At 65.9% G+C, this 17316-nt stretch carries 21 protein-coding genes; 2 read left to right on the top strand and 19 right to left on the bottom strand.

The window, feature by feature from the left end; all coding sequences use genetic code 11:
* Positions 1 to 262: 262 nt before the first annotated feature.
* The 3 genes from D7M15_RS21040 to D7M15_RS21030 are packed head-to-tail and all read right to left on the bottom strand — an operon-like array spanning position 263 to position 2199.
* Positions 263 to 451: a hypothetical protein gene (locus tag D7M15_RS21040; protein WP_121518922.1), complete on the bottom strand. Its 189-nt coding sequence runs from the start codon at positions 449 to 451 to the stop codon at positions 263 to 265.
* A gap of 12 nt (positions 452 to 463) precedes the next feature.
* Positions 464 to 1840, bottom strand: a complete 1377-nt coding sequence (locus D7M15_RS21035; protein WP_121518921.1) for an FtsK/SpoIIIE domain-containing protein — start codon at positions 1838 to 1840, stop codon at positions 464 to 466.
* The gene (locus tag D7M15_RS21030) at positions 1837 to 2199 is read right to left on the bottom strand and encodes a hypothetical protein (protein ID WP_121518920.1); all 363 of its coding nucleotides are present in this window, start codon (positions 2197 to 2199) and stop codon (positions 1837 to 1839) included. The genes D7M15_RS21035 and D7M15_RS21030 overlap by 4 nt, the downstream gene beginning before the upstream one ends.
* A gap of 205 nt (positions 2200 to 2404) precedes the next feature.
* Here D7M15_RS21030 and D7M15_RS21025 point away from each other — a divergent pair, with 205 nt between their 5' ends.
* Positions 2405 to 3160: a GntR family transcriptional regulator gene (locus tag D7M15_RS21025; protein ID WP_121518919.1), complete on the top strand. Its 756-nt coding sequence runs from the start codon at positions 2405 to 2407 to the stop codon at positions 3158 to 3160.
* 373 nt (positions 3161 to 3533) lie between these two features.
* Here the strand turns inward: D7M15_RS21025 and D7M15_RS21020 are convergent, their stop codons facing one another.
* From D7M15_RS21020 to D7M15_RS20970, 13 genes are all read right to left on the bottom strand, one after another.
* A complete protein-coding gene (locus tag D7M15_RS21020; protein WP_165906307.1) occupies positions 3534 to 5129 on the bottom strand; it encodes a hypothetical protein in 1596 nt (531 codons plus the stop codon).
* Positions 5130 to 5757: 628 nt separating this feature from the next.
* Entirely contained in the window at positions 5758 to 7326 is a 1569-nt protein-coding gene (locus D7M15_RS21015) for an endonuclease NucS domain-containing protein (protein WP_121518918.1), read from the bottom strand.
* A 309-nt stretch (positions 7327 to 7635) separates the two neighbouring features.
* Entirely contained in the window at positions 7636 to 8778 is a 1143-nt protein-coding gene (locus D7M15_RS21010; RefSeq protein ID WP_121517758.1) for a tyrosine-type recombinase/integrase, read from the bottom strand.
* Positions 8778 to 8996, bottom strand: a complete 219-nt coding sequence (locus tag D7M15_RS21005) for a helix-turn-helix domain-containing protein (RefSeq protein ID WP_121517759.1) — start codon at positions 8994 to 8996, stop codon at positions 8778 to 8780. The genes D7M15_RS21010 and D7M15_RS21005 overlap by 1 nt, the downstream gene beginning before the upstream one ends.
* Positions 8990 to 10390, bottom strand: coding sequence for a replication initiator protein RepSA (repSA, locus tag D7M15_RS21000; protein ID WP_121520744.1), 1401 nt, complete (start codon positions 10388 to 10390; stop codon positions 8990 to 8992). Before repSA ends, D7M15_RS21005 begins: the two co-directional genes overlap by 7 nt.
* Positions 10391 to 10394: 4 nt before the next feature.
* Positions 10395 to 10589: a hypothetical protein gene (locus D7M15_RS29175; protein WP_121517760.1), complete on the bottom strand. Its 195-nt coding sequence runs from the start codon at positions 10587 to 10589 to the stop codon at positions 10395 to 10397.
* Positions 10589 to 10786 (bottom strand): hypothetical protein, encoded by a 198-nt coding sequence (locus tag D7M15_RS28585; protein WP_165906252.1) that lies wholly within the window; start codon positions 10784 to 10786, stop codon positions 10589 to 10591. Before D7M15_RS28585 ends, D7M15_RS29175 begins: the two co-directional genes overlap by 1 nt.
* A gap of 93 nt (positions 10787 to 10879) precedes the next feature.
* Positions 10880 to 11230 (bottom strand): hypothetical protein, encoded by a 351-nt coding sequence (locus tag D7M15_RS20990; protein WP_121517761.1) that lies wholly within the window; start codon positions 11228 to 11230, stop codon positions 10880 to 10882.
* Positions 11231 to 11244: 14 nt separating this feature from the next.
* Positions 11245 to 11430 carry a mobile element transfer protein gene (locus tag D7M15_RS20985; RefSeq protein ID WP_121517762.1) on the bottom strand — a complete coding sequence of 62 codons (186 nt, stop codon included), beginning with the start codon at positions 11428 to 11430 and terminating at the stop codon, positions 11245 to 11247.
* Between the two features lie 20 nt (positions 11431 to 11450).
* Positions 11451 to 12137 (bottom strand): DUF2637 domain-containing protein, encoded by a 687-nt coding sequence (locus D7M15_RS20980; RefSeq protein ID WP_121517763.1) that lies wholly within the window; start codon positions 12135 to 12137, stop codon positions 11451 to 11453.
* Positions 12138 to 12220: 83 nt separating this feature from the next.
* Entirely contained in the window at positions 12221 to 12391 is a 171-nt protein-coding gene (locus D7M15_RS28580; protein WP_165906253.1) for a hypothetical protein, read from the bottom strand.
* A gap of 87 nt (positions 12392 to 12478) precedes the next feature.
* Positions 12479 to 13828: an FtsK/SpoIIIE domain-containing protein gene (locus D7M15_RS20975; protein WP_121517764.1), complete on the bottom strand. Its 1350-nt coding sequence runs from the start codon at positions 13826 to 13828 to the stop codon at positions 12479 to 12481.
* A 2-nt stretch (positions 13829 to 13830) separates the two neighbouring features.
* Positions 13831 to 14163 carry a hypothetical protein gene (locus D7M15_RS20970; protein ID WP_121517765.1) on the bottom strand — a complete coding sequence of 111 codons (333 nt, stop codon included), beginning with the start codon at positions 14161 to 14163 and terminating at the stop codon, positions 13831 to 13833.
* Positions 14164 to 14355: 192 nt separating this feature from the next.
* Between D7M15_RS20970 and D7M15_RS20965 the strand changes: the two genes are divergently transcribed.
* Complete coding sequence (locus D7M15_RS20965) at positions 14356 to 15093, top strand: GntR family transcriptional regulator (RefSeq protein ID WP_121517766.1); 738 nt, start codon at positions 14356 to 14358, stop codon at positions 15091 to 15093.
* 1107 nt (positions 15094 to 16200) lie between these two features.
* On the opposite strand, the gene D7M15_RS20960 is transcribed toward D7M15_RS20965, so the two are convergent.
* The 3 genes from D7M15_RS20960 to D7M15_RS20950 are packed head-to-tail and all read right to left on the bottom strand — an operon-like array spanning position 16201 to position 17316.
* Complete coding sequence (locus D7M15_RS20960) at positions 16201 to 16521, bottom strand: hypothetical protein (RefSeq protein ID WP_206337398.1); 321 nt, start codon at positions 16519 to 16521, stop codon at positions 16201 to 16203.
* Positions 16518 to 16817: a hypothetical protein gene (locus tag D7M15_RS20955; protein WP_121518917.1), complete on the bottom strand. Its 300-nt coding sequence runs from the start codon at positions 16815 to 16817 to the stop codon at positions 16518 to 16520. Before D7M15_RS20955 ends, D7M15_RS20960 begins: the two co-directional genes overlap by 4 nt.
* Complete coding sequence (locus D7M15_RS20950) at positions 16807 to 17316, bottom strand: bifunctional DNA primase/polymerase (protein WP_240649703.1); 510 nt, start codon at positions 17314 to 17316, stop codon at positions 16807 to 16809. Before D7M15_RS20950 ends, D7M15_RS20955 begins: the two co-directional genes overlap by 11 nt.

The following is a 17316-nucleotide window of genomic DNA, read 5'->3' as shown; positions in this document are numbered from 1 at the left end:
ACGGGTTCCCGTCCGGCGCAGGTCGGGGCCTCCGGTTCCCACAGCTCGCACCAGGGGCGAGGGGATTTGCGCGATCGATGCGCGGTGGACAAGGTGGGGTTACTCCTTTCACTGCTGATGTGGCGGATGGAGTGGGTTCCTGGCGGGGTCGGGTTTGGCGACTTCGCGCCCCGTCGGGAACCCGTCTGTACGGCGGTCACGGCCGCCCCCTGATGTCGGGTCCGGGCATGGCGGGTCCCTCCTTTCTGTCGCGGTGAGCGGGTCAGAGCTGGCCGAGGAATCCGGCGACGCCTTCGAGGAGTTCGCGGACCACCGGGGCCGCCGCCGACTCCGCGAGGAGGAAGCCGAAGGTGGAGCAGATCAGCACCTCCAGCCACTGGAAGTAGCGGACCTTCATCAGCAGCCAGATCACGAGACCGAGCAGGACGACGCCGGACATGGAGACGAGCACGGGGTCCTCCCTTCACTGCTCGCGGTCGAGTCGTTCGATGTGGATGTCCGGGTCGTCCGGCTCGACGCCGCTGACGACGCCGACGAGTTCGGGCAGGCAGGGCGTCAGGTGGGCGTACTCGGCCGCCACCTCTTCCGCCTGCGCTTCGGTGACGAGGTGGGAGCGGGCACGGTCCCAGCCGTCGGAGGAGGCCAGGACAGCCGTTCCGGCCTGCTCCGGCGAGATCGACTGAGCGGCGTGGAGAGCGTCCGGGTGGAGGTCTCCGAGGGCCATCTCCGCCGTACCGGGGTCGGCCACCCGATGACAGATCCGGCCGCCGAGCTGAGCACGCAGAGCGGTCACGCCGGGACCGAGGTCCGAACCGACCCGCTGTCCGGCGACTACGAGGAACACGCCGAGAGCGGCGCCGAGTTGGGCGAGGCGGATCAACGCCGTGGCCGCCGCCTGTGCTTCGTCCTTCTCGCCGCGACTGGCGACGAGGAACAGCTCAGCGATCTCGTCCACGATCACGACCACGGGTACGGGGCGTTCCTCTTCCAGCAGCCCCCACACGTTCCTCACGTGGGCGTCCCGGCAGACCGTCATCCGGTCGAGGGTGAGGTCCACGAGCGCGCCGAGCAGTTTCACCGCCTGTGCCCGGTCGGTGGCCAGAGCGGACAACCGCGGGCCGTAGAGCGACAGCTCCATGCCGCCCTTGCAGTCGATGCCGACCAGCGCGACCGGTTGCCGGGCCAGACCCGCGACGAGCGCGTTGATGAGCGTGGACTTCCCGGAACGGGTGGCGCCGACGATGAGCCAGTGCGGTACCCGGCGCAGGTCGATGACCCACTGCGCGCCGGTCTCCAGCACGCCGACGGTGACCCGTAGCAGCTCGGTACTCCCCCGCTGCCGGGGAAGGCGCGGCTTCTTGAGGGGGTCGGCGGCGGAGGCCACGATCCGTACGACGCCCGGCCGCCAGGTGGTGACGCGGACCGCGTGCACCTCCCAGTCGTGTGCCATGGCCGGGGCCGCCTTGACGAAGTCCTCCGGCACCTGACCGGGCAGGAGACGCACCAGGAGGGAGAAGCCGCCGCCGGTCGGCAGTACCGGACCACGTCGGGGCACACGGGGAAGAGGCGGCGGTGCGCCGTTGCCGATGAGCCCGGAGACCACCGTCAGCGCGGCCTTGCGGCTGACAGCGAGCCCGCACCCGGCCATCAACGGGCGCCACGTACGCACCACGCGTAGCCAGACGACCGGGAAGCCGAGGCAGAACCACCAGGCAACGGGGAAGCGGTGGCGCAGGGCCGGGCCTGCGAGCAGCAGACCCGACGCCAACGCTGCGGCCACCAGCAGTACCGCGCTCGGTGTGACGTCCGCACCCGGAGTGGCGGAGGCCGAGACGATCACTGCCCGGCCCCCTTTCCGGGCGCTCCGGCGGTCGAAGTACCGGGCGCGGAGAGGGGCTTGATCTCGGCGGCGCGGAAGGCGACCCCGTGCCTCCCCTCGTTCTCCCACGGGGTGGCGATCAGGTCGCGGACCTGTACGGGGACACCGTTCTGTACGCCGCTGGGCTCGCCGGGGACGTTGACGTTCACGACGTCGGCCGTGGTTCCGGCCATCAGGCACAGGCCGACCTGGTAGACGGTCTTGCCGGTGTCCCGGTCCACGCGCACCTGTCCGGTCTCCCGGTTGGCGAGGCGCGGTGTCGGGGCGACGGCGCAGATGATCGCGGTGAACTTCGCGGTGTCGATCGGTAGGGCTACCACTTGTTGGACCTCCTTCGTCTCGGGCGTCCGAGGGTCGACCCCTCGAACTGCTAGACCACCCGTAGTACGGGTGAAGAGACTCCAGAGTGCGCACCCGTAGTACGGGTTGTCAACCGATTGAGGATGGGGGAAGCTGTCTGCGGGCTGTAGACCGGTCTACAGCCCGCAGACAACAGCAGGATGACCAGCGCTTCCGGGGAGCCAGATGCCGATTCAGAGGTCCGGGGACCAGCAGAAGAAGCCCAAGTACCGCGAGATCGCGGACTACTTGCGGGCGGGCATCATGGACGGCACGTACCCGTCGGGGCAGCCGCTCCCGTCGGAGGAATCGCTTGCGAAGCAGTTCGGCGTAACCCGCCCCACAGTGCGCCAGGGCATCGCGGAACTGCGCGCTTCGGGCCTGGTCGAGGTCATGGCGGGACGAGGTGGCTTCGTCCGCTCCCCACACGCCCGGCCAAGCATCACGCGACCGCGCGGCGTGCGCCGTGAGCCCGACGGCGGGTACGTCGAGGCGGACGGCCTCCGCTGGACGAACGCAGAGGAGCCGGTAGCCACGCGCACCGACGCCCCGGTCGCGATCGCGGATCTCCTCCGCGTCCCGCCGGGCGAACCGCTCTACACGTACGACGCGTTGCAGACCGCCGACAACGGCCTTCTCCGCCAACTCCACCGGACGTACGTGCCGTTCTCGGTCCTGGTCGGCACTGAGTACGAGGAGAAGGCGCCACCACCGGCACCGGCCCTGTACGGCGCGATGGAGCAACTCGGCCACGAACTCCACTTCACGGAGTACGTACGCACCCGCATGCCCCAGCCGGACCAGTCGGAAGCGCTACGCCTCTCCGACGGCGTCCCGATAATCCACATCCTGCGCGTCACGCTCGACGCGACCAGCACCCCGCTCGCACTGGAGGAGTTCCACGTGCCGGGCAACGACCTGGAGTTGACGTACCCGCTCTGATGCTGGGGTGGCTCAAACCTTCTCTACGTCTTCAAGGCGCCTCGCTCCGCTCGCCGCGCGCCCCGGCTCCCGGCCGGGCCGACGCTCCTGTCTCCGCCTCGCTCCAGCCCAGCCGCCACCCCCGCGCGACACAAGCTGGCTGCCAACTAGCGTCAGAGAAAGAGGGGCATCGTGGCTGGGACGGTCGGCTCCACGGCTTTAGGCAGCCACCATGGGGCGAGCCTCGAAGATCGGGGGCCCACTTCGGGCTGTTGCGGGCAGGCTAGGTGCTGCCCGAGTCGCAGCAAGCTTACGGGCCCCGATCCCTCGCCCCATGGCAGCTCCAGCCCAAATCCGCTCCGTCTACCTTCCAGCGGCGGCATCCCCGATCAGGTCAAGAGCCGGCACGCGTTCCCGGCAGAGTCGCGATGAATGACTCGATGTCAAGTACTGCACGCCTGATAGCGCGGAGATCCTGAGTTGGCACCTCGACGTACTCGGGCTCCTCGTCCTCGGGGCCGATTGGCAGCACTCCTTGTGGGGCGTAACGAGTCTGCATGAGGTCCACGTAAGCGCCGTAGTCGATCACGTAGACGTCATACCTCTCGCCGGGTTCATCCTGCGCGGAGTAGCCCCTCCTAACGACATGGAGAACCCGAGCGTCAAACAACGCCAGCAATAGCGCATTATTAGCGTCACGTTGATTGACCAAGAATCCACGAGCGCGTCGTTCACGGATTACCTTGTCAATGATCCAGTTCAGTAGCCTGGAGGCCTCTTCGCTGCTTCTGAGAGCTGCCTCTTTGTCTGACTGGAACCATCCCCGCCCAGCAGCCCGCACATCGTGAACGGAAATCTTCTCCGTAGCGGCCCTTACGGCCGCTTTTGCGGCGATGTTCAAGGCATCGCGAGGAACCCCTTCAGCCGCGCGCACCAATTCATCAAAAGCGCGCGTATCAGTGAAACCTTGCCGAACAATCCCTTGCGGGCTAGAAATGCTTGCAACGGGCGAGTTGGGGGCACCACCCAAGGTGAGGTGATTAAAGAATAGACTCTTGAAGAACTCGCGCGACCTTTCCTTATTCTCCTCGAAAACCATGAACTCGTCAAGGCTCACGTTGGCCGCAATATCGGCGCCGAGTTCGAGGCCAATCAACTGACTAGATGGTAGCGCGGTCCGGAAGTTGGTTTGCTGTTCGATCGCCGCGATCTTAACAGTAAGACCTTGAAGGGGCAGAAGGCATCGGACAAGGAACTCGCCCAGATAGGGCTGAATTTCCCCAGGAGCGCTGCTCCACTCGTCAAGCAACAGCCACACGCGGCGACTTTTGAGTGAGTCGAAAAGAGAACGCAAGCTCCGTGCTATGTCGCTGAAATTGAGCGAGATGCTTTCGGTGCCACGACGAGTTTCCGTCGTCATCTTTCTGGTCTCGTCAGAGTCTTCCGCTGAGAGATCCACCTCGGGGGCTCTAAAGCCGAGCCTGACAGCCAGACTCGATTTTGCCCCCTTCACTCTTTCGCCCTCGTTGGAGACTTCAATCTCGCCAGAGACCCGAACCGTTGAGATGGAATCGAGAAGTGCATCAAGTTTAGAGATCAGGGCAACATCTGCGATCAGATCATCATCTTCAAGAACGGCTTCCATGAGAGAGGCGTGAAACTGGTTAAGCAAGTCAACCAGCAACCTGGAAGCTCGTTCCGTGGGTTTCACTTCCTCCCCCAAGAACAAACCCTCGGGAGACCCTACGGTGCGCAAGTCAAGATAGATAGGGACGTCCCCGTTGACCCTTAAAACGGTCTCAAGGTACCTGAAAGCGTGAGTCTTTCCCGTACCTCGTCGACCATAGATGATTTGATGATCGACCGACTCCATGACGACAGCGACGCCTGAGTCAACGAAAGTGTCCCTCAACTGTTCCGACTGACGCGACTCAGCCCGCTTGGGCACGAGGTTGAGGGCTCGGTTCAATGGGGAAAGTCCGGTTGCCATGTCGCGATGGTAAGGCCAGTAGGGCCTCGATGGGACACCTTCGAGCAACTGCGAGTGGAGTCTCCTCGTCCCTCGCAGTCTGGATGAGCACACGCGCGCTCGCAGAACCTTCCCGTCACCGTGACGCAATCGCTGCAGGCGCTATCGCCCATGTCGTGAGCTTGTTCCAACACGCAGCCGTCAAAGACCCAAGGGTCCCCCAAGCTGAGGGCGCGCGCACCGTGGTCACGACGACGGCCGTCGCGGATTGCTCTCGGTCGACGACCCAACTCGGCAGCGTGGCTGAGGCCGGCGGGGGTGCATCGAGACGGAAGCGGCGAAGTGCTCCAAGCGGTGCGTGACCGCGTCGAGCAGTCCGGCCGGGAAGGAGACTGAGCGCGCCCCGACTGCGGATTTCCGCGCCTTGCCGAAGAGCCGACCGTCTCGCAACTCGACCTGGGCACCACACGGTGACGGTCAGCCCGTCCCGGTCGATGCCCCCGCTGCAGGGCTGGCCAGCTCGCCGAACCGCAGGGGTGGTGAAGGCAGCCAAGAGCACGAGCAGCCGGTTGCGCGGCGCTATCGAGTGGGCGATGGCGAAGACCTCCACCACCCTGAGGACGGCCGCTCGGCCACGTCCTAGCGGGCCTCAGACGTCTCGCGAACTACTCACGATCCATTGGTCGCCGCCGTCCACCGGAGTTATGCACTGACGGAAGGACTCGACGACGGGTCCGAAGTCAACATGCTGCAGAAGCTCCTGAAGAGGTTGTACCCCCGGCCACGAGACGCCATCTGCGCCGCTCGGGATTCGCCGCAAATTGCCATCCTCCACAATCAGTTGACTCGGAAGAGCGGAATCACCTGGAAGGAATTCAAAAAAGGAATATTTCAATCCAAGGGACCTCAACAAGTCCATATCCTTCTCGTAGACAACCCCAAGCGCCCTCGCCATTCCCCAGTCAGCCACGGTGGGATAAGCAGCATGAATTGCTTGCAACAAGTCCTTGATTGGCCTCCCGTCCCATGTCAGAAGGCCATGAATTAGCTTGCCATCGCCTCTCGGGGCGTCAACAGCTCCAGAGATGCCGGGAACCATCGAGTGCAAATCTCCACCATAGCCATGGACGAGGGAAGCCAAGAAGTCGGCGGGATTATACACTTGCAAAACTACGTCAAGACTACTCTCTTGATGTTCCACTTCGTCGAGCCATAGCCTCAACATCTGTGCCCAATCCGGGTTACTTTCAAGGACATAATCGATGCGCGCACGGAAACGCCCCCATGCGAGAGAATGAGAAGTGTTAGCAGACGACCGGAAGAGTACTTGATTCCAACCAGCAGCGTGCTGAGCCATTGTAGCCGCTTCGGAATCATCTATGAGATCACGCCACTTTTCAAAGCTTCCCCTGCGATATACGTGAGCAACCTCCAGTGAGTTTGTTTGCATGTATCGAGTTAGCTTCTCGGGTACTGTAACTTCAGCCTCTGGATGCTCAAACCCGACAGCACAAGCGGCACGATACTCAGCCGCATGCAATTCCGGCTCCTCAAGCCCTTCGTTCTCATCTGGAGCCGGCAGCCTGGGGTCATTACAATCCGCCACACCGAGGGCCACATGGAGGATTCCCGTCTCATCATGAGGCCTCACTGCAAGGACACCAATCAGATCCCCTACCCCTACCTTCACCAAGGATCTTGTTAGTGAATCCCATTTCTCGTCAGCATCAGATCGATTTACGATGGACATTCGGATTGCGACTACGGAGAGATCTCTTTCGTTCGGGACCGGCAACGGCTTGATAGGCTCCACTAGCATAGATGCAGGGAAATCTGTCCCGACATCAATCTTCACTCCCGTAATGGGATACACACTCGATCGACTTATCTCGCTAAACGGAACGATGAGCTCTTTCCAATCGGTGCTAGCGATCACCGCTCTGACTTGATCGACTCGCATCCCACGCTCCCGCCGCAAGAGTTCACAGTATTTCAGAACTTCGTGAATTGCCTCCCGGGCGGTGTTGTCGGATTTTTTTACTTCGATCGGAACGAATATACCGTGACGATCGCGAGCGAGTATATCGACAAAGCCACGCGTGCCGGCACTATTCTGAAGGTGATAGTTCTCCTTAATTAGCTTCATTCCGGGCTCGATGGCTCCTAGGCGGTCGGCCAGAGCGTTCTGGATTGCCAACTCGGTCTGCTTGGTAGACATCGATAGCCCTTCGTAAGCGTTGATAATCTGAGGGTACTCTCCTTCTCCTGTATTGTCCGCGTAACGAATGATTCCAGTGCACCTCTCCCTACTGGAATCCCGCTACCACTAGCCCCATATGTCCCGCTGCACCCCCACTGCGCTCAGCCACGCTACCGACTTGCGCGATCGACCAGGGCAAGCCGCGACGGCTGTCCGTAACGACGACGCGAGCTTCCCAAGCTTATAGCGCGGGTTCGATTCCCGTCGCCCGCTCCATGACAAACCCCCAGGTCATCCGACCCGGGGGTTGTTTGCTGTCAGCGGTGATCACTCACCACGTGCCAGATCCGTGCCAGAAGACCGGCGCATCCGGCGCACCGACTCATCAAGACCGGCAGCGACCTCGCGTTGACGCTCATCGTCGGAGTGTTGGTAGATCAACGCCGCCTTTTCCGAGGACTGGCCCGCACGGACCATCGTGTCTTTGAGCGTGGCACCCGAGCGCGTGGAGAGCGTATGCCCCGTGTGTCGAAGATCGTAGAACCTGAAGTCGTCTGACATGCCGACAACGTCACGAGCCCGACGCCAGGTTCGACCGAAGGTGCTGCGCCGGAACGGGGCACCGCGCTCCCCGACGAACAGCAGTCCGCGAGGCCCGAACTCGGCGTACAACTCCATATGGGCACGCAGCTCCGATCGCAGGAAGCCGGGTAGCACCACGGTCCGAGTACCCGCCTCCGACTTGGTGTCGCCCGGAGCGCGACGACCGTTGGTTCGTTCCGGCTCGGCACATCGCACCGTGATCGTCATAGCGCGTACATCAACATCCCGCCGACGAAGCGCCGCCAACTCCTCCGGACGTAGCGGTCCGTACGCCCCAAGGAACACCATCAAGCGCCACCTGGTACCGACCGCGCGGGCCAGGGCATCCACCTGAACCACGGTCGCGATCCTCCGCTCGGCCGCTTTCTCGATTCCCGCACCCTTGATCCGGCACGGGTTCCGCTTGATCAGCTCATCGTCCGTTGCGGTTTCCATGACCGCTTTCAGCAGCCGGTACGACTTGGCCACGGTCGTTGCTCCAGTGGCTTTAAGTCGTTCGGCTCGCCAGGTGCGCACGCGCGGCGGGGTGATCTCATCCAGGTCTAGGTCCCCAAGGGCCGGCGCGAGATGTTGCGACAAGAGACGCCGATAGAGGTCTTCAGTTGTAATCGACAAGCCGCGTTCGCTAATCCATTTCAGCGCGTATTCCGCGAAGTTCACGGTCCTGGAATCCGGGTTTTCCCATTCACCGCGCCGAATTTCAGTCTGCTTCTCGGCAAGCCAATCATCGGCATCGACGGTGGCCGCGAAGGTCTCCGGAGCAGGTCGCATGACGCCATCCGGCCCGGGATAGCGAGCCTGGTACCGCCCGGAAGGCAGCTTCCGGATCGCACCAAAGCGGCGACGCCTCCCCCTGTTATTCGCCATTAGGCAGCCCTCCCGTAGCGAGCCCGCGATCGACAGATCGGAGTAACGGTATGGGAGGCGATGAACTGCTGAACGGCACTTTCAGGAATGCGAACGTGTCGACCAACCTTGACGAAAGTGATCCGTCGTTCTTCAATCAGACGGCGAGGGAATCGGATTGTCGTGCCGAGGATTTCCGCGACTTCCTGCACAGACAAGAGCTTTTCCACGGTCACCATTCCCCCTCATGGTCGTTGATCACGGTGCGTTGTTGGCGTGCGGTTTCGCGGTTGGCGGTGATGTCGCGGTGGATGGTGGCGGCGAGCCAGGATTCGCCGGGGGTGTGGCCGTGTCCGGCGTAGGTCCAGTGGGTGAGGGTGAGGGTGGTCGCTTCTTCTGGTGTGTCGTCGGGGTTGGGGAGGCCGAGGGCTTCGCGTTGTTGTGTGGCGCGGTAGTCGGCACGGGTCTGGCGCAGCGCGCCGAGGGTGGTGGAGTAGGTGCGGGACTTGGTGGAGAAGTGGCCGCGGAAGCCGAGCATGTGGGCCCAGTCGCGGAGTCGTCGTTCGGGGTAGGCGGGGTGGAGGTCGAGGCAGGCGGCGATGAGTCGGGCGGGGTGGTCGGGGATGTCGAGTAGGGCGATGGCTTCGTGGCTGCCGATGCGGTGGTCCACGGTGCCGGTGGTCTCGGCGGCTTTGGTGGCGTACTTGGCGACGTAGGAGGCGACGGCCTGTTCGGTGAGGTCTTCGCCGTTGCCGAAAGCGCCGATGGGCTGCACGTCGATCTGCTGCCCCCAGCGCAAGTCCCGTTCGGGCAGGCCGTGTTCGTCAACGGCCGGGATGGTGACCTGGACGCGTGCGGCGGCGGCGCGGATCGCCGCGTCGAGGAGGGCTGTGGTTGCCCAGTGCGGGGGCGGGGTGTCGGGGCCTTCGGGGCCGTCGAAGCGGATGACGGCGTGGAAGTGCACGGCCCCGCGCTTCTGGTACTCCGCGACCTTCCCGAACGACACCCGGCATTGTTCGCGGGCGGCTTTCTGGGTGAGTCCGGCGCGGGCGGCGATCTCCCGGCGGAGGTAGATGGTGAAGCGCTGCCACAGTTGGGAGGCGTGGTTGTTCCACAGCACCGCGCCCGCGTAGTCGTACGTGCCTGGGTCGAGGGGTGTGCCCAGGGCGGGGTCGGTGTCGGTGTGGCGGGTGCCGCAGCGGCAGGGCCGGTTCCCGGGCCGGTTGTGGACCGGGCCGAACGAGGGGGCGGTGAGGGTGGCGAACACCCGGGGGTGGTCCCGCACGGCGGGGGTGACGCCCTTGGTGTCGTCGCCGGTGAGCCCGGCGCGGATGAGGTGGAAGGTGTCCCCGGCATACGTCCAGGCGCAGGCGGGGCAGCGGGAGGCGCGGCGGTTGCCGCAGGCGATCCGTAGGCGTCCGCCGGGTTCGGTGTCGGTGCTGTAGTGGTGCAGGACCTCACCCGTGGCGCGGTCGCGGGTGACCGTGCCGCCGGTGAGGTGGATGGGGTCGGAGCAGCCGCCGGTGCGGCGGATCTGGTCCTGCCAGCGGTCGAAGCCGGGGGCCCCGGCGACCCGGAGCGCATCGCTCAAGGTCGCCGGGGCCAGGCCCGCCGAGGTGGCGGTGTCCGTCATGTGGTCACCCACCCTGCCGGTTGTGGGCGGGGCCGTGGTTGGCGGTCCAGCCCTGGACCAGGAGGGCGACTTGTGCGTCCCCGTTGGCAGTGGCCGAAGCGCCGCAGTGGCAGCGTGCGGATGCGGTAGCCGGAGCCGAGGGCGCGTTCTTGGTGACGTGCAGGCCGGGGCGGTCCTGGGACGGAGTGAGGTCAGTCATCAGGCCACCTCGGTCCGAACCGGGAGCGGAGTGTTGAGGCGACTGCGGCGGGTGCCGGTGCCGTGGCAGGTGCGGCAGTCGACGGGGACGGTGGTGCGGGTGCCGTCGGTGTGGCGGGTGCCGGTGTCGATGTGGACGCGGGGGAAGCCGTCGCAGTTCGGGCAGAACCGTGCGCGGGCAGGGGTGGGCTGGGTCATGATGGTGGTGTCCTTTCGGATCTTCGGGTCTGGAAGGGGATGGGCCGTCCGGGGCGGCGAAAACTTGCCGGTTGAGGCCGCCCCGGAGGGCTGTTACAGGTGCTTGCGCGGGCGCCGTACGGGGCGCTTGCCGGGCCGTCCCTTGGTCGCGGGGCGGGGCTTGGTCTTGCGGCGGGTGGGGCGGGTGAAGCTGTAGCCGATCCCGCAGCTCGCGGTGAGGACCGCGACCATGGACGCGGCGATGATCTGGGCCACGAAGGCGATCACCAGCAGCACGACCACCGTGCCGACCGTGATGGTGAAGGCGAGCAGGATGGGGCCCTTGTAGGAGCGGGGCGCTTCCTGGACGATCACGACTTTCCGCAGGTCGGTGCCCGGAGGCATCCGGCGGTAGAGGTCGGTGGGGATGTGTCCGGCGCGGAGCTGTTCGTCAGGCAGTCGCATGACAGGGGTCCTTGTCAGGTGCAGCGATGGGTACGAGCGGCGAGTTCGGCCGCCGAGCGGTCGGTGTAGTCGGCGGAGAAGCCGCAGCGGGGCGCGGTGCACGCGGCGGTGTGCTTCTCCAAGCCCCGGCGGTTGCGGTAGCTGCCGACCTGGACCGGACCGAAACGGCGCACGTCGTAGAAGCGGTTCGGACGAGACATTCGGTCAACCTCCTTTCATCTCAAGCGAGTTGAGCGGCGATGGCATGGGCGAGTGCTTCCGGGACACCGAGCCGGGCACGGAGGGTGCCGGTGTCGATGTGCTCGCCGGTCCGCACACGGTGAGCCTCTGCGAGCTTCCGGGCGTGTTCGATCAGCGCCGGAGGAACACCCGACGCCGCAGCAGCCGGAACAGGAACCGGAGGCGGTGCGGGGGCCGGGGCTTCAGGCAAGGCCGGAACGGGCTCCGACTCGGGGAACTGCTCACGCTCGGCCGGAGACTCGGGCACGGGGATCTGTTCCACCTCGGGCACCACCGGGGCCGCGTCCTGCACCGGGGCAGGTGGGGCGGTGTGGGCGAGAAGGGTTCCGCCGAGGAACGCCAGGGCGGGCCATCCGGCGACCAGGATGCGCAGCCAGTCCGGCACGTTCTCCAGATCGAGGAGCCCGGCGGTGGCGATGTTCGCGCCGAGTGACGCGGCGAGCGCGATCATGAACCAGCACCACGCCGCGACCTTCTCCGAGCCGGTGCGCAGCCGATGCCACGCGGCGACGAGCAGCAGGTCAACCGAGATGGGGTAGGCCCAGGCCTTCCAACCGTCCTGCCCGGCAGCAGCGGCGAGGTCGTGCAGGTGGGCGAAGGACAAGGCCCCCGCGATCACCGCCTGTACGAGTACCGCGTCCAGCCGGAACGGCAGTTTGCGGATCATGTCGTCACCTCCTTCCAAGGGGTTGGGCCACCGGGGGCGGGCGACGGGCGATCTTCGGCCGCCCGGCCCCCCGGGGGGCGGGATCAGTCGGCTTCGCCGGAGCCCCAGCACGAGGGGCACATGGCGGTCTGCTGATCGGCGGTGGCACGGCCCTTCCGGGTGCCGACGCGGACCGATTCGCGGATCTCACCGGCGCCGTCGCAGGTCGTGCACTTCTTCGCCGTGCGCTTCGGGGTCGTCTTCCGTGTCGCCATGGAGTGGATTCCCTTCCGATTTCAGGCATGGGCGGGGTAGGGACCTGGCGCGAGGAACGGCCGCGCCGACCGTGAAACGAGGGAGTGTCAGTCGGTGATCGGGCGCGGAATCAGCAGCGGCGGCACACCGTCCGGCACGAGGGCCGGTTCGGGTCGTACGGCCGGGCGGAACGGGGCCAGCACCGGCAGGTGCGGGGTCAGGTGCGCGAACTCCCGGCAGGCGGACACGGTTTCGGCCTGGGAGACCTCGGGGGTGCGGATGCGGGACCAGCCACCGGAGGCGTCACCGGCCACCGCCACACCGGGTTGGTCCGGCGGGATCGTGGTCACAGCGGACACCGCGTCCGGAGCGATATCGCCCAAGCCCATCTCGGCAGACGCCTTGTCGTTGACGCGGTGGACGACCCGGCCGGTCAACTGCGCGCGGAGCATGGTCGCTCCCTTGCCCAGCTCGGAGCCGAACCGCTGCCCGCACACCTCCAGATAGATCCCGACCGCGCGGGCCATCTGCGCCAGCCGCACCAGGTGTTGCACCATGCGGTCCCGGCGTTCCTCCTCCTTCTTCGCCGTGACGAGGAAGAGTTCCGCGACCTCATCGATCAGCACCACCAGCGGCACCGGCCGTACCTGTTCCGGGAGCTGCCACAGGTCGGACACGCCGTGCTCGGACAGCACGTCGAACCGGCTCTCCATCTCCGCTACGAGGGCTTCCAGCAGCTCCGATGCCGTCTGCGGAGTCGTCGCCAACGCCGACAGGCGCGGAGCGTAGGAGGACTGCTCCACCCCACGCTTGCAGTCGATCCCGACCAGGCCGACCGGCAGGCGGGCGAGGCCCTTGATCAGGTTCCGTTGGAACATCGACTTGCCCGACTGGTTCGCGCCCAGCGTCAGCGAGTGCGGCACCTTCCGGTACTCCCGGGCGAACACACTCCCGTCCTCCCGCAACGCCATCGGGACCACCATCAGCCCGACCTCGACCGAACGCGGGAGACGGACGCGGGCCAGGACGTCGTAGCCGGTCATCCGCAGCTCGACCACACCCGACTTCACTTCCACCACGGTCACCGACCGCATGCCCCAGGCGTGCCGCAGCCGTTCCGAAGCCGCCGCCACATCCGCCGGTTCCAACCCGGCCGGAAGCCGCAGACGCACCCGCAGCCCCGTCGAGGTGGGACGCACCATGCGCTTGACCGGGACCACCGGCCGCACCTCACGGCGGGCCACGTTGCGGGACATGAACGCCCGGAACCCGGAAGGCTGCACGGTCAGACCGCACACCTCCATCGTCGAGCGGTAGGTGAAGGTGAACCGGCCCCACGCGGCGGGCAACCCCACCAGCGACCAGTACACCCCCGGGGCACGGACCTTCGCGTAACCCAACCCACCGGCACCGGCAGCCACCGAAGCGACCTCAACCGCCACCCCGAGATCCGCCATGATCAGGCCCCCAGCGGGGTGACCGCGACGGCGCGGAACGCGATCCCGTGCCGCTTCTGGCCGTTGAACTCGTTCTCCCAGTCCCGCGCCTTCAGCCCCGTCACCGACACCGGCATCCCCGGGGACAACCCGTCCGGGAGACCCGTCTCCAGGACCGTCACCTGGTAGAGGTTTCCCTCCCCCTCGTCCGACACCAGCAGCCCCACCGTCGACAGACCCGCACCGGTCTCCCGGTCCACCGCCCGCTCCCCCGTCTTCTTGTTCGCCATCTTCGGCTCCGGCGCCGTCGCCACGAACACCACAGCGGACGACAGATCGATCTTGAACGAAGGCATACGCCTGTCCTTTCAACTTGCGTTCGCGTACTAGCTTACGTTGAGAGTACGCATGCTAGTACGCGTGCGTCAAGCGAAGACATCGGCCGACTTCAGCCCTGCGGTTAGGCGGTCCGCCTCCTAACATGAGTACGCGAGCTAGGGCGCGGGAAGTAGCAAGCCCTAGCATGCGACCGGAAAGGAAGGGAGAGGATGACTCCGAAGATCGAGCGAAGCACCCCACCGTTCATGCAGATCGCGACCCACTTCAGGGCGAAGATCGTCAACGGTGAGCTGGCGCCGGACGCTCAACTGCCAGCGATCACGACGATTGCCAGCGATTGGGGCGTCGCATCCGCCACAGCCGCCAAGGCGATCAAGCAGCTTCAGGCGGAGCGCTACGTGCGCTCAACGTCGCAGGGGACGTTTGTTGATCTCGGGCGCAGGCAGACAACCGGACCTGACCGACTTCAGATGCTCCGCGTCGGTGGTTCCGGGTTTCGACCGGGGGAGCGGGTGGAGATTCTTGACGCCCAACTCGTATCTGCCAGCGCCGAAGTAGCCGAAGCTTTCGAGGTCAACGAGGGCGCTTCCGTCGTGCAGCGAAGGCGTAGGTATCTCGACGATGAGGGCGTCGTGTCGGTCTCAACGTCTTGGCTGTCCGGCGAACTCGCAGACAGCGCGCCTGAGCTGATCTCTACAGAACCCTTGCCGAAGATGACGTTCGGCTTGATCGAGGACCGCACTGGCCGAATCGTCGTGCGGCGACGGGATCTTGTATCACTACGCCCTGTGCCGGATAGCTTGGCTGAGTGGTTGGACCTTGAGCCCGGAACGCCCGCTCTCACCATGACCAATCAGTACTGGGACCAGTACGGCACAACTACGGAGTATGCGACGGACTTCCTTGGCGCAGGACGCATGCTCTCTGCCGAGCAGGACGTGGCATAGCGGTCAACCGAGCTGTTACAGGTTTCCCTACTTCATCAAGGCTCGCTGCGCTCGCGGGGTGGGGAGGGGGCTCCCTTCGGGAGTTGCCGCGCGGGGGAGGCGCCTACCGGGGCGTGGTGGGCTGCCGGAGGCGGGCGCGGGAAAGGCCGTTCGGGGACCTGAGCCCCGGGGCGTGCGGTGAGTCGTACCGCTGGCGCGGGGAGACGGGCTTGGGCTTCGCCGCTTCCCCGGGCGGGCATCTCCGCTCGCGTCCGTCGAGCCGGGTCCCTTGCCCTTCGGGCAGCAGACGCCCGGCGGATCAACTGCTTCGTCAGCAGACGCTACGGACACACCCTCGGCCCGCCCACGCGGGCCCGTCGGGGCTCGTGGCGGCGCCTGCCTTCGGCGCGCCGCCACGGCCCCACAGCAGCAACTCACAGCTATGGGATGTCCGCTTCACGCTTCGACACGCCTCGAACGACAGCGTCAGCCCGACCCCCCAAGCCACTCCGACCACCACGCCGACACCCACCACCAGGCGACCAGCCGAGCCAACACCCCCGACGCTGCGACGACACCGAGCCCAGGCGACGAGACCCCAACACCGACGCACCGCCACGAGCACAACGGCCGCAAAGCGCCGAAAGCGGGATGGAGGTGGGGAAGTGGGTGGCGGGGGCGGTCGGCTCCATGACTTTAGGCAGCCACCATGGGGCGAGCCTCGAAGATCAGGGGCCCAGTGGGGAAATCGGGTGGGGTGGCAAGCCTCCCCACTACGCCGGGCAAGCTTACGGGCCCCAGATCTCTCGCCCCATGGCAGCTCCAGCCCAAAGTCATTCCACCGACCTCATGGACACCTACCGGCCGTGCCACAGCCATGCCAGAACAGACGGGGAACCACGGTAAATGGCGGACACAGGACACGCGGGTAGCGGCAGCTCGTGAGCGCGTAAGTGCAGGTCAACTAGCAATCTGGCGACCAAAGACCGCTGATTCCCAAGCTCATACTTTGGAAAGTGTCAGTAGCGCCTGGGTAAGCCGCCGCACTGTCCGGGCTGCGGCGCTGGGGCGCCGGTCCCGGCCGTGCGGCGGCGTACCCCGAACGCAGAGGGCTCGATGGCCTTGACGCTAGGCCGCATCAACCGGGGCGTCGTCATCGTCGTCCGGGCGGTTCTCGTTTCGGCCCATCTCCGCCGTGAGGCCAGCCGTGAGCAAACGGACGAGGAGGGACGCAGCGTCCGGGCGGATGGCGCCGAGGCGGACCACGCCGTCGCCGCGCACGTTCACATCGGCCTTGAGGGCGGGGAAGTCGGCGCTGAGCCCCAGCTCCGTGAGCTGCTCGGCCAGTGCGTCCGTGCTTTGTCGCGCAGCAGACCAGCCACGTACATACGGCACCGCCGGGTCCAAGGTCTCCGCTTGAGGCATGCACACGCCTCGCGCGTCCGTCATTCCTGCCCCTCCTCCGTCTGTTCGGGCAAAGTCGCACAGTCCATCGACGAGAGCGCGAGCCTCAACAGCTCGGCAAGGCGCTCGGCCGTCTCCGGGGACACGCGGCCGAGTTCGATGAGGCCGTGACCGAAGGCGTTCAGGTCCGCGCGCAGGTACGGGAACTCCCTCTCCAACCCAGCGGCGGTGAGCACGTCCCGTAGAGCGACGACCGCGTCCCGCGCCTCGTACCACTCGCGGCTTTCCAGCGGCGACCAGCTCGCGGAGTCGTGTCGGTCGCGGTACTGCTCAGCAGCCACGGGACAGCTCCCTGCCGTACTGGTCCGCGCGGACGAGCAGCGAATGCGCCGCGACGAACATGGCTGCCAGCGCGGCGATCCGGGCCGGGCTCCAGTCCGAGTGCCGTACGGGCGCCCGCAGCCACTCGTAGCGGTCGCCGCTCAGCGCGATCGGGCCGGGAACGACGATGTGCCCGCCGACGCCCAGGTACTTGTGCGCGGGCGATCCGTCGTCGGCGCCCTCGGGCAACAGCCGCGCGAAACGCTGCTCCGACTTCGCGGGCAGGAGGAAGCCGACCTGTCGCGAGGCGTGGTCGACCATGACCGGGCCGAGAGGCAGCCGCCGACGGTCGAGTTGGTCGAACGTCTCCAGGCCGACGCGTTCGTCCAACACCACCGCGTCGAAGTGTTTCCCCGTCGGCAGCACGCACGGTCGTCGAGGATCGTCCGCCCATACGGCCTTGCACTTCATCGGCTCGTCCGCCGCAGCAGCGAGCCAGTCAATGCCGCGTCGTGTCAT

The organism is Streptomyces sp. Z26 (genome assembly GCF_003665095.1).
In the GTDB taxonomy this organism is placed as follows: Bacteria; Actinomycetota; Actinomycetes; order Streptomycetales; family Streptomycetaceae; genus Streptomyces; species Streptomyces phytohabitans.
Note: the sequence above shows the minus strand (reverse complement) of the source record. Positions and strands in the feature narration are given on the sequence as shown.